The sequence below is a fragment of the Chitinophaga agrisoli genome (assembly GCF_008386695.1).
GTDB classification, from domain to species: domain Bacteria; phylum Bacteroidota; class Bacteroidia; order Chitinophagales; family Chitinophagaceae; genus Chitinophaga; species Chitinophaga agrisoli.
Genome location: NZ_VUOC01000002.1, coordinates 775,550 through 790,975, shown reverse-complemented (window position 1 = coordinate 790,975; position 15,426 = coordinate 775,550). Strand labels below are relative to the sequence as shown.

Genomic DNA, 15,426 nt, shown 5'->3' with positions numbered 1-15,426 from the left:
AGTTATTAGCAGTTGAAGTTTAGAAACCTACATTCAGTCCAAATACATACATTTTTACCGGAGGATAGTTGTAGTCGCCGGTCTCAGGATCCATGCCCTTGTATTTGGTAATACAGAACAGGTTGGAACCAGTTACATACAAGCGCAGGTTATTCAGCTTCCAGGCGCTCACCAGTTGCTCCGGCAGCGTGTAAGACAGCGTAAGGGCTGACAGGCGCAGGAAAGATGCATTCTGGATCGCGTAATCCAGGTCTGACGGATTGAAACGGTTGTAGCTGGTATTGGCGATCACACGGGGAACATTCGTGTTGGTATGTTCCGGCGTCCAACGGTCCAGCAGGTCTGTGGAAGCCATGCTTTCACCAACGCTGTTGATCAGGCCTTCATAGTAGTTGCTGATCTTTTTAGCGCCATAGGAGTAGGTGAACATTGCATTCAGTCCAACACCCTTATAGTTAAGGTTGGTGGAGAAACCGCCATAGAACTTGGGATCCATTTTGGCTACCACCGTGCGGTCATACGTATCTACCACACCATCGGGTTGGCCATTGGGACCGGAGATATCCTTAGCAAAGAGATCGCCCGGGTTTACGGTCTTACCGTTGAAGTTAACGTTTTCCCATTCCCTGCGGTTGGATTCCTGTGCAATACCGCCGGATACATAAGTGTAAATCGTATGCAGGGATTTGCCCAGGAAGATATTGCCATCACGCTGTATCACGTTCTCATAAACATTGTAGATCTCGGTGGCGTCACCATACAACTTGGTCACTTTATTCTTATCGAAGGATATATTGCCGGATACAGACCAGTTAAAGTTCTTCTTTTGAATAATATCGCCGGTTACGGAAATTTCTATACCCTTGTTATTTACGGTACCAATATTTTCCCATTGTTGTTTGTAACCGGTGGTCAAAGCCAGGGAACGGTTTAACAGCAGGTTATCGTTATTAATATCGAAGAGGTCTACTGTAGCTGTTAACCTGGATTTAAAGAAGCCCATATCCAGGCCAAGGTTAGCTTGTTTTTGTTTTTCCCAGGTGATGTTGGGATTGCCACGGCGGCCATCATTAACAATGAGGGCGTTGCCATTGTCTACCCTTGAGCCGTAGAGGGTTTGATAGGCGTAGTTGTCGATGTCCTGGTTGCCTACCACACCATAACCAACACGCAGTTTTAACTGGTCAAAGATATGCACGTCCTCCATGAAACGTTCCCTGGTCACATTCCAGGCGGCAGATATGGAGGGGAATACGCCCCAGCGGTTGCCTGCTGCAAAACGGGAAGATCCATCGTAACGTGCGGTGGCGGTTACCATGTACCTGTCTTTGTAAGCATAGTTCACGCGGCCAATGAAGGACATCAGGCTGTAGCCATAGAAGTTTGACCCTAGCACGGATTTATCCACGGCGGCAGCGCCTCCAAGATCATGGTAGGAGAAAGCGTCACCAGGAAAACGGTCGCCCTGTGCAGAGGTGGTATCTGCCTGACGTTTGCTTTGGCTGGTACCTAACAGTGCGGTGAACTTGTGGTCGTTGGCGATAGTTTTGGTATAGGTAACCGTATTATCCCATTGCCAGTAAGTATCGCTCCATCTTGCATGTTTAGCGCGGGCATCGCCGTTGTAGTGGCGGATCGCTTCCTGTATGTTATGCGGCGTGAACTCAAAATAATCCTGTGCACCATAATCCATTGAATAGGTGGAACGGAAGTTCAACCCTTTTATGGGCTCAATGTCTATATAGTTGGATGAGGTAACGCGGTTACGGCGGCGGTCGCGTTGTACAGCCATGGAGTTAAATGGATTGTAGTCATTGTTATTTTGTTCCCCGTGAGAGCGGTAGTAAACGGTCAGGTAGTCCGGGGTGTACCGGGTAGCCGGATCCATATACGGTGTAAAATCCAGCAGGGGATTGGCGTTAAGTGCTTTATTATACACATCATCAGAAGGGATGTCGTCGTTGGTACGGGTAAAGCCGGTGTTGGTACCTACTTTTAACCACTTCTTGATATTGTATTCCGCATTAAAGCGGCCGGTATATTTGTTTTGTTTGGTGTTGTCTATTACCCCTTTTGTGCCTGCATAACCAAGGCTCAGGTAAAATACGCCACGGTCAGAACCGCCGGAGAAGCTCACCGCATGGTTTTGCTGTACGCCGGTTTGCGATACCTGGTCCAGCCAGTCAAAGCTCTGGTTCTTGTTGTGCGTGGCAAATTCCTGGTCAGAGAACGCAATATTGCTTTTCAGCAGGGTATTATCGATATAATCCTGGCGGTTAGCGTTTGGATTATCTTTCAGGTAGCCGTTAGCATAAGCGTCCGTACGCAGGTCAAACAACTGCTGTGCGTTCATCCTTTTGGGAATGCGGGTAAAACTGGAACTGCCTACCCAGCTGTCATAGGTCACCAGACCATCGCCACCGCGGCGCTGGCCTTTTTTGGTAGTGATCACCACTACGCCGTTGGCGCCGCGGGAACCATATAACGCAGTAGCGGAGGCGTCTTTCAACACCTGGATGGAGGCCACGTCGTTTACGTTCACTGAATTAAAGCCGCCCTGGTTATTTTCCATTATCACGCCATCCACTACATAAATGGGGGAGGAGCCTGCGTTGATAGTGTTAATACCACGTATCCTGATGGTAGCATCATCGCTGGGACGGGTAGGGCTGGTAACAGATACGCCGGCAGCATTACCCTGTAAGGCCTGGTTAATGTTGGTAACCGGTCTTTCCAGCAGTTTCTTGGAGTCTACCGTGGAAATGGCCCCGGTAAGATCCGTCTTTTTGATGCTGGCGCCTACTACCACTACTTCATCCACAGTGGAGGTGGCCTGTTGCATCTTAATGTTCAGCGAAGCGCTGGATTTGAAAGGAACTGTCTGCGTTTCAAAGCCTAAAAAGCTGAACTCCAGCGCGCCGTTCTGGCCGTCTGTGCTCAGCGTAAAAGCGCCTTTAGCGTCCGTAATAGTGCCGGTTTTAGTACCGGTCAGCTTTACTGACACGCCGGGAAGCGCTTCTCCTTTCATATCCGTAACGTTTCCGGAGATCCTGCCGCCGCCCTGGGCAAAAATGGGCGCAGCACTGGTCAGCATGGCTATGACGGCCAGCAGCAGCCATCGCATTTTGGTAGCAATTCTTGCATGCATAACGTGAAGCATAAGGTTGTTTGTAAAAGATTCTTTTTTAATGATAGGTATAATTCTAGTTGACAATCTTCCATAACGTAATACATCGTACGGTCGAGCGTTTGTTTTCCCCCATAAAACAGTCCCCCTGCGCGGTACTTGCCGCTGGTCTTCAGGTTGGTCTGCGACTTTTGATTGGCTATCCTATTCTATTCTATTTGACAAATATAGGGTTAGTTTCGAAAAATCAAATTTATTTTTTGGAAGCTTGATAAAAATTGCAGGGTGGGCCTGGGCTTATTTCCCGTAGCCAGTGCCTGTAAAGTGCCGGACAAAACAAGGTAATAGACGCCGTTAAAGCGCCTGTAAGAAAGAACTGGCAACGAGGTAGTGGGGAGCTATGTTTATTGTGCGATCTTTAAAATGGCCTTTGCCCAGAAGGCGCCCAGGACTCTATCGCCTTTTTCATTAGGATGCAGGTAGAAAACCCCATAGGGGCCGTTCTCCGGTTTAAAATCTGTAGTGGAATGCTGTTTAAAATAATCGTATGCCGCTTTATCGCCCATAAACAAACGCCTGGATTTGTCCTGTTTGTAGAGCGCCACGAGGGTATCGATCTGCTTTTTATATTGTAATATCCGCAACTGTCCTTCCTTCATATAGGTAGAGGTGTTGTGCGTGTTTTCGCTATACCATATCGGGTAATTGATCATCACCTTACAACCCGGATAAGCCGCAAAAAGTGCATCTGCAATGGCCTTTAGATTGGCCCGGTATGCGGCAGGGGCCACCGGCGCACCAGTGGGGCCTTTAACGGCGCTATCGTTCGTGCCCAGCATGATGGAAAAAATAAGAGCGGCTTGTTTGTCCGCGTAAAAAGCATCTGCAGCCGCTTTAACATTGGCAAAAGCAGGCTGCCCGGGTAGGAAATTGAGGGTGGTGAAACCGCTTACCCCCTGGTTAGCCACCTGTACCCTGGCAAAAACGGCTTGTTGCTGCAGGTATTCGCCTGCATATCTGCCGGGAGATATTTCTTCAGGATGGCGTACGCCAGCAGTAATGCTGTCGCCTATGAATACGATATTGATCTTTTGTTTGTCTTTTATTATGAAAGAACAGAGCAAAAGCGGGATCAGGAAAAACGTGAAATGTAGCCTTGTTTTCATTTCGGTACGTTGGTTTAAAGCGTGTCATTAACCCGCTGCAGCCGGGTTTAGTGGGTTAAATATGCTGTTTTTTTTGTTGTTCTGCAAGCGGTATTTGATTCTTATCACCCAAAAGACCTGCCCGCCGGCTTATCATGTGGGAGCCTTCCGTAATTATGAAGCAGGGGCTTATTTGAATAATCGCCTGTTCTCGATACCTTTAAAGGATAAAACTTTACCGTATGTCATTTCAGGCCTATCTTGATAATAGACCTACATCTCTCCGGAACAGAATACTTACTATGTTTATTGGCGCGTCAGGAACTATACTGTTAGCCACTCTTTTTTTATTATCATCTATCGTATCAAATGCCCAGGATGTCAGGGAGCCCAGGATCTCAGATGCTGAATGGACCCAACCGTATCAGCCATTCCGGATTGCGGGAAACCTATACTATGTGGGCACATACGAGCTGGCATGTTATCTTATCACAACAGACAGGGGAAATATACTCATCAACACAGGAACCGCCGCTTCCCTGTCACAAATAACGGGCAATATCAGGACGCTTGGTTTTAAGCCGTCCGATACCAGAATATTGTTAACCACACAAGCGCACTATGATCATGTGGGCGCTATGGCCGCGATGAAGAAGGCAACAGGTGCGCAATTCATGGCGGATGAAGGGGATGTGGCTGTTTTGGCAGACGGCGGCAATTCAGACTACTCCATGGGAGGCAATGGCAATATGTTTGTGCCCGTAAAAGCTGATCGTATACTACATAACGGCGATACCATCCGGTTAGGTGATATGAAGCTGGTCATGTTGCACCATCCCGGTCACACAAAAGGATCCTGCAGTTTTTTGTTTACGGTTAAAGACGGGCAGCGTACGTATAAGGTCCTTATCGCTAATATGCCTTCTATTGTTACCAGCAAACGATTTGCAGACCTGAAAACCTATCCGGGTATAAGCAGGGATTACGCCTATACGCTGGCGGCCATGAAGCGCCTTTCCTTCGATATCTGGCTGGCCTCCCATGCCGGTCAGTTCAACCTGCACGATAAGCATACACCAGGTGATGCATACAATCCCCGCGTTTTTATGGATAAAGATGGCTACAATGTGGCGTTGCGCGATCTGCAGCAGGAGTATGATAAAAAGATGAAGGAATAACCTGTTTAGCTAATTTGACAAACCCAGGGTAAGGCAATCAGATATTCCGGCTTATTCGTAGTTTTACAGTACTATGCATAAGGAGAGTCTTTATCAGCCTTTTGAGATTGCTTATAAGCAGCTTGATGTATGCCCCAAATCGGCGCATAAACATAATTTCTTTGAGCTGGTGTATGTGATAAGCGGAACCGGTATTCAATGTATTAATGATAATAAATTCAACTACCAGGAGGGACAGCTGTTCCTCATCACGCCGGACGATTGTCATTCTTTCGACATTGAGCGCACAACGGAGTTTTTATTTATCCGGTTTAATGATATCTATGTGAGATCACAAGGGAAGGGTGATACCCGTGATTTTGAGTGGACCAGGAAACTGGAATATATCCTTCATAATGCCAGTCATCAGCCGGGGTGCATTTTATGTAATGCCCCTGATAAAGTGCTGGTAAAGGCAATGGTGACGTCTATCCTGGGAGAGCTTGCAAATAAGCAATTGTACCATCATGAGATCATCACGCAGATCGTTAATACCATTATCACGATCGTTGCACGGAATATTGGCATGAATATGCCTGATCAGGTGTCAGAGAACACCGGCAATACGGTCATTAACATCCTCAACTATATACAGGAGAATATTTATGACCCCGACAAATTGAGGGCGGAGATCGTAGCGGATCATTTTGGCATTGCTGATGGATATCTTAGCCGGTATTTCAAGAAACATACCGGAGAAAGCATTCAGCAATATATCATCAATTATAAACTCAAGCTGGTGGAAACGCGGTTACAGCATAGTGATATGAGGATCAATGAAATTGTAAATGAGCTTGGGTTTACTGATGAAAGTCATCTTAACCGTTTGTTCAAGAAATATAAAGGGCTTAGTCCTACTGCGTTTAGAAAGCAGCACCGGGCTGTAGCTATGCCTGTGGCTAATTAATTCCGGAGGAATAGCCGCCCGGCGCTGTCTGCGTTTTATTGTCACAAAAAATTTACCGGACAGCCAGCACTATTTTGCCAACGGTGCGGCCGGTTTCCATCATTTCATGCGCTTTTGCCATTTCATTAAGATCCAGCACAGCGGACACATGGGATTTGAGTATACCCTGCTCAAGCAAGCCTGCAATCTGCTCCATGTCTTTACCACTTGAATAAACCAGCTCGAAGCGGCAATCGATGTTCTTAGAACTGGCCAGCGCTGCGATGTCCGGTTTAATACCAGTAGGTATGCTGATCAGGGCGCCTCCTGGTTTTATAATGGTCAGCGAGCGGGCTATATTGTCACCGCCTATGGTATCAAAGACAAAATCAATATTGTTCGTAGCCTCCTCAAATTTTACGCTCCGGTAATCGATATGCTCATCCGCGCCCAGGCTTTTTACAAAGTCTCTGTTGGCGGCAGAAGAGGTGCCTACAACATAAGCGCCCAGGTGTTTAGCCAATTGAACGGCATAATGGCCTACGCCTCCGGCAGCGGCGTGTATAAGCACGCGGTCTCCCTTACGGATAGTTGTATGCTGCACCAATACCTGCCAGGCGGTTAACGCGGCCAGGGTGGCGGCCGCTGCTTCTTCATGGCTGATGGTTGATGGCTTCAGCGTAAAATGATCCGCCGGAGCAGTAACATATTCTGCATAGGCTTTGCCATGCCCGGGGAAATTGACCATGCCAAATACATCGTCTCCAACCTTGAAGCGGATGTCATTGCTGGCAGCTACGGTGCCGGAAATATCCCAGCCCAGTATGACAGGCATCATTTGTTTTAATCTCCCTGCCATGCCGGCGCCTGACCTGGTCTTTACATCTACAGGGTTTATGCTGATCGCTTTCGCTTTAACCAGGACTTCGTTTTCGCCAGGTACTGGTATAGGCGTATCTGTAAGCTGAAGGACTGCAGGTGAGCCGAATTCATTGATGATTATTGCTTTCATATTGATTTAATTACGGTGCAAAAATGCGTTATTGGAATGCTGGTTTCCTGTATAAAAAGGATAAAAACCTGTAAAAGAAGGTGTGGCTTTTCAGGGGCCGCGGGGTTAACTTATGTCAACCACCACTTTTCCGGCGCTGCCTGCTGCTACCTCCCGGTAGGCATCCATAACAGTTTCAAGGTTATAGGAGGATGGGGACACGGTTGGTTTCACCATTCCTGCTTCAATTAGCGCTGTTGCCTGCCGCAATATTTCGCCATGATGTGACCGGCCATTTCCTGAAAGCAATGGGTAAAGCGTGAAAACACCCGAATAGGTAGCGCCGCGGAATGAGAGGGGCGCCAGGCTGTGGGAACCCCAGCCCAGGATACTCACGACATGACCGGTATACCGTTTTACCGCCGCGAAAGCATCATCCAGGGTTTTACCGCCTACATTGTCCAGGATCACATCAAAGCCTTCACCATCAGTATATCGATCCATGTAGGCCTCAACAGAGGTGGCGGAATAATCAATAGGTACAGCGCCATAACCTGTTATCAGCTCAAAATGACGCTTATTGACAGTCGCAAATACCTCTGCGCCGCGCGCTCTGGCTATTTGTACGGCAATATGGCCCACGCCGCCGGCGCCGCCGTGTACCAATACTTTCTGGCCTTCGTGTACGTTAGCCCGGTCTACCATGGCTTCCCAGGCGGTAATAAAGATCAGCGGTAAAGCTGCGGCTTCATGAAAAGAGAGATTTTTAGGTTTCAAAGCCAGTAATCGCGCATCTGCAGCTACATAGTCCGCCAGTGAGCCCTGGTTATCGCCAACGCCGCCAATCATGCCATATACTTCATCACCCGGTTTGAATGTGCTTACATCTTTGCCAACAGCTTCGGCGATCCCGCTTACGTCTATGCCCGGAATGGCCGGCAGTTTTGTTTGGGCGTGCCCCGCCTGGCCAGACATGATCTTGAGATCCAGGGGATTCAGGCCGCCGGATCTTACTTTGATCAGGACCTGTCCCGAGGCGGGGACTGGTTTTTCCACCTCTTGCAATTGGAGAGGGGAGTTGTAGCTATTTAAAATGAGTGCTTTCATTGTTCGCTGAATTTAGTGATACAAAGGTCAGGGTTTATGGGAAGGGAAGGGATGTATATTGATGACATAAATCTGTATAAATTGGCGGGAGGGACATTGCATAAATAAAAAAGCCCCGTACTGCTAAACAGTAACGGGGCGCATGGGCTGTTCTCAGATCCTATTCGTAGTTATAGTCATTCCAGTAAGGTACTACACTGCGCAAGGCCGTTGGCACCCAGAAGATGGGGGTGGTCAGGTTATTCTGGTCCGCCACTTTCTGGAAATTGTCCGGGTTGGCGCTTTGTTCAGCAGTAGGGTAGCGTACCCGCTCCGGCATGGGCTTCCATACGGATCCCCGCCAGGTGAATGGTTCCAGTTTGGGATGCCGGGTCCTTCTCAGCTCTGCCCATAGTTCATATGGGTGTAACAGGTTCAGGTGAATATACTTTTGCTGCATGAGTATCTCCATCTTACCGTCCAGGTCTGCAGCTGTATTGAATTTTGCGCTGATCTTGTCACCCCAGGCGGATATCACGTTTGCCGCAGGTTTAGCTGGATACAATACCGAATCGGCTGTTCCCCTTTCATATACGCTTAGCTGGTTGATCATGTACCAGAAATCAACAGAATGCACTACCGCGTCCTTTATATGCTCGCCAGCTGTTTTGCCAGTGGCAGCCAGGCCTTTCTGCGCAATCTCCGCCAGCAGCAGGTCCAGCTCTGCGAGCGAGAACATGTATACCGGCATGTTGGCATTCTGTTGAAAGGTGGCATGATTGTACATGGATTTGGCATTTTGCCCGAGGGAGGAAGTGATGTCATCCGCATAAGGATAGTAGGTGTCGCCGCCATCGTATATAGGCGTCTGCGCGTCTATATTGTAAGAAATGCCCCTGTAATCATTGTATTTGGTTGGGAGGGCCAGTACAGGCAGCCGCGGATCGTCAATACCTTCGTTATAGGTAAGGTCGCCGTAGTTCATCCTTTTCATGATAATGTTGGGAATGAAGGCCGCGTAGGTGGTCTCATACAACCCGCGTAACCAGAAGCCGCCACCGGTAGGGTCTATCTTATACCATAACTGCCAGGTGAGGTCCTGCGTAGGTAACGGCTTTGTCAGGGTTTCAGTGATCAGCGGCTTGGCATAGGCTTCGTCCACACCGGAGATCCTTACCAGCAGCTTCAGGCGGGTAGCATTGGCAAATGCTATCCATTTGTTGATATCACCTTTGAAAGCCACATCCTGCGTGCGGAATGTTGATTTACCCAGCTCGGAGGTCTGGTCATAGGCTGCTCCCAGCGTATTGACAAGCTCACCCAGGTCTGCTATAATGGATGTATAGATCTCCTTGGGATTATCATAAGCGGGGAAATAATGGTCTGTGCTGCCGCTGCCGCCTTCAAAAGCGTTGAAGTACGGAATGGAATTGAAGAGGTCCACCAGTTTGGCAGACTGGTATAGTTTTACCAATGTAGCCAGTTTAAAATAGAGCTCCGCATCTTGTTTGTCCTGTCCGCTGCGTTTATCCAGTTCTCCCTTGATGGTTTCCCAGTTTTTCAGGCGCGTATAGCTGCTTTCAAAATAGGCCTGGCTGGTAATGGGGTAATCATCAAAACCATTCCCTGAAGTAAGATCGTTATAGGTGGAGAACCAGTCATACCGGTAGGATATGTAGCGGTTGGTCACCTGCTCATAACCGGTGATGCTGGTGCCGCCAGACAAGAGGTAGAACCATTCTCCATAATCCTGTACAAAGATCTTATTGGTGGTGATCAACTGTGTGAACAGGCCAGGAACGATATCTGATGTGCCGCCTCTTAACTGGTCCTGGTTATAATATCTATCCTCGAGGTCTTTTTTACAGGCGCTTATGCCTGTTGCGGCTATGATGATATATAAAAGTAGTTTTTTCATTTTCTCTCTGTTTTATGCGTTAGAAAGCTACTGTCAGGCCCAGGGAATAGGTGCGCTGGCCGGGATATACCGTGTTTTCCACATAAACATCTGCACCCAGTGTGGATTCCACGTCAATATTGGGTATGGATTTATAAATGTAGAACAGGTTACGGCCTGCCAGGTTCACTGTCAGCTTCTGCAGCCGCAATCTCTGGGCAACTGATTGTGGCAGTGTATAGGCCAGGGCAATTTCCCGCACTTTAACATAATTGTTCTTAAACAGGCCATCCGGTGGGAAAGAGCTGGCCAGGTCATTTACATAAGACAGGTAATAATCGGAGGCAGACGCGATGATATCGTTCTTTACATATTTGCCGGTATCATCCATCTTAACGCCGTCCAGTACCACGCCGTCATGATATACTTTCCCGCCAACGGCGCCTGCGGGCGCTGCCTGGTTATGCTGCCAGGCCACCTTCTTGTTATTGGCGTCGATATAATAGGCAAGCCCGCCGTGTTCTTCGTCGCGGTATTTCAGCGTACTCTCCAGCTGCCCTAAACCGAACATGCGGTTATTGGTATAGGAGAATACGGTGCCGCCGGATTTATAATCCAGGCCTATACGCAGGTCAAAAGACTTATAGTGTAGGTCCGACAATATCCCTCCATACAATTTGGGCATGATGTTGGCCACTTCAATATAACGCTGAGAGTTCAGGCCATAGAGGCCGTTTTCGTTCACCAGCCGGTTTCCTGCATCATCACGCTGGTAGTCCGTCATCACGATCTCTCCGTAAGGTCTTCCCTGATCCGCGCGTACAGCGGCCGCTGAACCGTTGATGAGGTTATACAGGAAATTCTGTGTAATGCCCGGATACAGTTTTACCACTTTGGAGCCCTGCCGTGCGCCGTTCACCGTAATATCCAAGCGCAGGTTTTTCGTTAGTATGGGCGTGCCCGTGATAGCCAGTTCAACGCCCCAGTTCCTTACGTTACCGGCATTGATCTTGAGCGCATTGGAGCTGGATGAAGGAGAGATGGCCAGGTTCATGATCTGGTTGTAGATGTTATTCCTGTAGAAGGAAACATCCAGTACCACCCTGTTATTCCGGAAGAAGCTATTGTTAATGCCCACTTCAAATTCCCTTTTGCGCTCCGGTTTCAGCGAGCCAGGCAGAATGTTGGCGGGAGGCTGCACAGAAACGGCGTCCGTGCCGGGCAACCGGGTAAAAGTATACAGGTTGTTTGCAAAATAACGGGTAGTACCGTTACCAACATCTGCCCAGGCCAGCCTTAACTGTCCCCTGTTCATTTTAGGGATGTGAAAACGCTCCGTGTAATTCCAGGTAATAGAAGTACCCGGGTAGAAATAAGTGTTATTCTCTGGCGGCAGGGTGGAGTTCCAGTCCTTCCTTGCCTGCAGGTCCAGGTACAGCTCATTTTTCCAGGATATTGTGGCGGATGCTACCGCGCTATACAACACATCGCTGCCCCTGTTGTAGTTCCGGAGCAGGTACAGGTTATCCGCAGAGGGTGGGCCTACTTCGTTGGCAAAGGAGTACCAGTCCGGATAGGTGAGGCCGCCCACGGTGGTGCTGCCCAGGTATTCTGACGTGCGCAACCGGTAAATACCGCCGGCAAATGCAAACAGGTGCAGGTTATCGCCCAGGAAGCCCTTGTCATAGTTCAGCAAGGCCTGGTAGGTTTGTACGGTCGCATTCTCTTTTGCTACGCTGAAACTTCCGCCTGCAATAGTGGGCAGGACCCTGTCCACACTTTTCTCATTCTTGTAAGTGGTATTGTCATAATCCAATCCGGCCTGTCCTACCAGGAAGATGTTCTTGGTGAAGTTCAGGGTGGCTTTTACGGAGGTGATCATGTGTACCTTATCATCCTGATAGCGGTTTTTCTCCAGTTCCCACATGTACGCGCCCAGCTCATTTACGGCCTGGGGAACGCCCATGTTGCTCAGATCCCGCTTATAGCCCAATTCATCTGTGTATAAGGACCAGACCTTGTCAAATGAGTAATCCCGCGGAAATCCCCATGCTATGGACTAGGAATTCATACCTCTGCGGTTCTGGGAGGTAATATTGTAAATATTGGACACCACTTCAAAGGTGGCCAGGTCAGAGGCTTTAATGCTTCCGTTAAAGCTGAAGGTGTTCCGTTTTTGCCAGGAGTTGGTACTGATAATATCCTGGTAACGGTAGTTGGTATAGGATGCCCTGAGCGAGCCTTTTTCATTACTGCCGGAAATAGCAACGTTGGCATTGGAAGAGTATCCGGTCTGGAAAAGGTCCCTGTAATTATTGGGGTATGCATTGTTCTTCACGATACTGCTATCATACATCATCATATCTGCGCCATCGAACTTTGGCCCGAAGTTATAGCGGAAATTGGGTACTACCCTGGTCTGCCGGCCGTTCACGGTCGCGTAGGCAGTGTCATAGATTGTTTGTCCCAGGCCATAGGTGTTCTGCAGTTTCAGGTAATTGGCGGGTTGTTCGATCGTATATTGATAAGCGCCGGTCATGCCGAACCCTCTTGTATTACGGCCACTTTTGGTGGTGATCAGCACTACGCCGTTAGCAGCATCGCTGCCATACAGCACGGTTGCCTTCGCGCCTTTTAGTATTTCGATGGACTCAATATCCACGGAATTGATATCATTGATACCGGCGCCATAGTCAAAACCTGCGCCTACTGTTCCTCCGATAGATGTTTTCCTGTCACTGATGATCACGCCATCTACTACAAACAGCGGCCGTGTGTTCTGGTCCGGGTTCATACTGGCCGCACCCCTGATGTTGATCCTGATACCGCCTTGCGGGCCTGCGGCGCCTGCGTTCACGCCTACGCCGGATGCCTTGCCATACAGCGCCAGGAACGGGTTCATGGTTGCGCCTGCCTTTGTGAGCTCTTCTCCTTTAATGGTACTGATGGCATAACCCAGGGAGGCCCTGTCGCGCTTAACGCCCAGCGCTGTGACTACCACATCGCTTAGCCCGGTGGAGGCGGCGGAGAGTGTTATGTTCAGGAAGTCGCCGCTGCCTGCGCTTATTTCCCTGGTCTCAAAGCCAATGGAGCTGAAAACAAGGATGGTGTTGTTGCCGGGCACTGTTATGCTGAAACGGCCGCTGGCATCCGTAGCACCGCCCGTTTTGGTGCCCTTTATGGAATAGGATACGCCTGGCAGCGGTGTGCCAAGGCTATCCCTTACGATGCCGGAGATCCGTTTATCCTGGTCAGGCGGAGGCGGTAGATCTATATTGCCGGCCTTTGCTGGTTTTTCCTTTATAGCGATCACTTTGCCGATGATCTCATAACTGAAGGGCTGATCTTTGAACAGGAGATCGAGTACTTGTTCCAGCGTGGCATTCTGTACCGCAATGTCCACTGGTTTGCTTTGGGCTATCAGTTTGTCTTCATACCAGAAGCGGTAGCCGGTCTGCTTTTTGATCTCCTCGAATACTTTTATAATGGGCGAGCGTTTTTGTGATAAAGTGATCTGCTGGTAGAAGGTTTTGGCGCTGATCTGTAAACAGGTGATCAGGAGCAGCAGTACAGTAATAGTGATCCGTCTTCTGAGCGTCTGGCGGGCGCCTTTTCCCAAAGGGGACGGCATGTTTTGGGAAATGTTCGGGAGGCAAGCGGACGTTTTGTAGAAATTAAATTTCATACATTAACGTTGTTTTAAGTTTAATAAATAAAGGTTCTTTACGGTTGATAAGGCATAAGCCGGCGGTACCCGTGGGGCATAGCTTTACCGCCTATGGACCTTTAGTCATAGCGATGAGATTTTGGTTTACGATAAATAGTATAACAGAATGCTACGGCATTACAACAAGTTTAGTGTCTTTCATCTTAAAACGTACTTTACTTACTTCAAGCAATTGCAACAGTTCAGAGAGATGGGCGTCCCTTGGGATATCCCCGGTAAATACGCGCTCAGGGATATTTCCTTCATATTCCACGTCTATATTATAGCAACGCATCACCTGCCTCATAATGGTCCTGATATTTGCGCTTCTAAAGGAGGTGAAGCCATTCTTCCAGGCAATGGCCAGTTCTATGTCGGGATCGGTGATCAGTTTGATGGCGCCTCCGGGGTCCAGGGAGGATTGTTGCCCGGGCTTTAGTATGCGTTGCGCTTGTCCGCTGGCCACTTTTATAGCGCCGTCCAGCAGGGTGGTCCTGATAGCGTCTTCGTCTGTATAGGCCATAATGTTAAAGCTGGTGCCAAGTACGGTGATGTCCATACCCTCCACTTTCACATGGAGCGGGGCGGCCGCATTTTTTGCCACTTCAAAATATGCCTCACCGGTAAGCTCAACGTTACGGGTTGCACCGGTGAACCGCGTTGGGAAGCGCAATGAAGAAGCCGCATTGAGCCATACTTTGGTGCCATCCGGCAATATGAGCTGATATTGTCCGCCTTTTGGGGGTACGTAATGTGTTATAAGAGATGCCGGCAGCCGGCTGTCTGGTGGTTTCGTTGTACACCAGCTGTCCGGAGCGGGCGAATACACTAACATTGCCCTGTGATGTCAAAGCGCCGGTATGGGTACTGTCCAGCGCTATTATAGCGCCGTCTGCCAATGTCAGCAAGGCTTTATTACCTCCGGGCGCGGCATCGGGCTGGCGGACGGTGCTGGCCGCCACCAGTGCAGCCGGTTTCTTATGCGATTGCCAGGCGCGGAACGCGCCACCGGTCAGTATCAGCAGCAACACAGCGGCAGCGGCATGCCAGCCATAGTGGACAAGGAATGTTCTGCGGGCCGGCGGACGGATAGTGCCCAGCAGTCCTGAAAGGATCTGATCTTCAGCTCCGGGCGTTAATGTGCGCTGCTCATCGTCAAAACCTTCCATGGTCCGGAGAATATCCTCCTGCACCAGGGAATCGCGCTTGCCCTGTGCGATCTCCTGCATCAGGACATGTATGCCCTCCTGGCCAAGCTCATTGCGCTTATACTTGTCGAGTAAGATCAGAAATTCCTGGTCTGTCATGGTATTGCGTTCAGGATAAAGACGTGCGGGAAAAAGGGGAGGACTATCCGGATGGAAATTTTTT

General features: G+C 49.1%; 11 protein-coding genes. 2 read left to right on the top strand and 9 right to left on the bottom strand.

Going from position 1 to position 15,426, the window contains the following annotated elements; translation table 11 throughout:
* Nucleotides 1-19: 19 nt before the first annotated feature.
* Together F0L74_RS10555 and F0L74_RS10550 are read right to left on the bottom strand one after the other, a co-directional pair.
* Entirely contained in the window at nucleotides 20-3,148 is a 3,129-nt protein-coding gene (locus F0L74_RS10555) for a SusC/RagA family TonB-linked outer membrane protein (protein ID WP_213086939.1), read from the bottom strand.
* A 383-nt stretch (nucleotides 3,149-3,531) separates the two neighbouring features.
* The gene (locus F0L74_RS10550) at nucleotides 3,532-4,293 is read right to left on the bottom strand and encodes an SGNH/GDSL hydrolase family protein (protein ID WP_149837831.1); all 762 of its coding nucleotides are present in this window, start codon (nucleotides 4,291-4,293) and stop codon (nucleotides 3,532-3,534) included.
* A 281-nt stretch (nucleotides 4,294-4,574) separates the two neighbouring features.
* Here F0L74_RS10550 and bla point away from each other — a divergent pair, with 281 nt between their 5' ends.
* Both bla and F0L74_RS10540 read left to right on the top strand, forming a co-directional pair.
* Nucleotides 4,575-5,450 carry a subclass B3 metallo-beta-lactamase gene (gene bla, locus F0L74_RS10545; RefSeq protein ID WP_149837830.1) on the top strand — a complete coding sequence of 292 codons (876 nt, stop codon included), beginning with the start codon at nucleotides 4,575-4,577 and terminating at the stop codon, nucleotides 5,448-5,450.
* A gap of 73 nt (nucleotides 5,451-5,523) precedes the next feature.
* Nucleotides 5,524-6,396: an AraC family transcriptional regulator gene (locus tag F0L74_RS10540; RefSeq protein WP_149837829.1), complete on the top strand. Its 873-nt coding sequence runs from the start codon at nucleotides 5,524-5,526 to the stop codon at nucleotides 6,394-6,396.
* 52 nt (nucleotides 6,397-6,448) lie between these two features.
* Here the strand turns inward: F0L74_RS10540 and F0L74_RS10535 are convergent, their stop codons facing one another.
* The 7 genes from F0L74_RS10535 to F0L74_RS33240 form a co-directional block, all read right to left on the bottom strand.
* Nucleotides 6,449-7,387: an NADP-dependent oxidoreductase gene (locus tag F0L74_RS10535; RefSeq protein WP_149837828.1), complete on the bottom strand. Its 939-nt coding sequence runs from the start codon at nucleotides 7,385-7,387 to the stop codon at nucleotides 6,449-6,451.
* A 105-nt stretch (nucleotides 7,388-7,492) separates the two neighbouring features.
* Entirely contained in the window at nucleotides 7,493-8,473 is a 981-nt protein-coding gene (locus F0L74_RS10530) for a zinc-dependent alcohol dehydrogenase family protein (protein WP_149837827.1), read from the bottom strand.
* A 160-nt stretch (nucleotides 8,474-8,633) separates the two neighbouring features.
* Entirely contained in the window at nucleotides 8,634-10,370 is a 1,737-nt protein-coding gene (locus F0L74_RS10525; protein ID WP_149837826.1) for a SusD/RagB family nutrient-binding outer membrane lipoprotein, read from the bottom strand.
* A 19-nt stretch (nucleotides 10,371-10,389) separates the two neighbouring features.
* Nucleotides 10,390-12,342 (bottom strand): SusC/RagA family TonB-linked outer membrane protein, encoded by a 1,953-nt coding sequence (locus F0L74_RS10520; protein WP_149837825.1) that lies wholly within the window; start codon nucleotides 12,340-12,342, stop codon nucleotides 10,390-10,392.
* Between the two features lie 66 nt (nucleotides 12,343-12,408).
* The gene (locus F0L74_RS10515) at nucleotides 12,409-13,980 is read right to left on the bottom strand and encodes a SusC/RagA family TonB-linked outer membrane protein (protein WP_188315951.1); all 1,572 of its coding nucleotides are present in this window, start codon (nucleotides 13,978-13,980) and stop codon (nucleotides 12,409-12,411) included.
* A 205-nt stretch (nucleotides 13,981-14,185) separates the two neighbouring features.
* Nucleotides 14,186-14,770, bottom strand: coding sequence for a FecR family protein (locus tag F0L74_RS10510; protein ID WP_188315950.1), 585 nt, complete (start codon nucleotides 14,768-14,770; stop codon nucleotides 14,186-14,188).
* Nucleotides 14,691-15,362: a hypothetical protein gene (locus F0L74_RS33240; protein ID WP_188315949.1), complete on the bottom strand. Its 672-nt coding sequence runs from the start codon at nucleotides 15,360-15,362 to the stop codon at nucleotides 14,691-14,693. Before F0L74_RS33240 ends, F0L74_RS10510 begins: the two co-directional genes overlap by 80 nt.
* Nucleotides 15,363-15,426 lie beyond the last annotated feature (64 nt).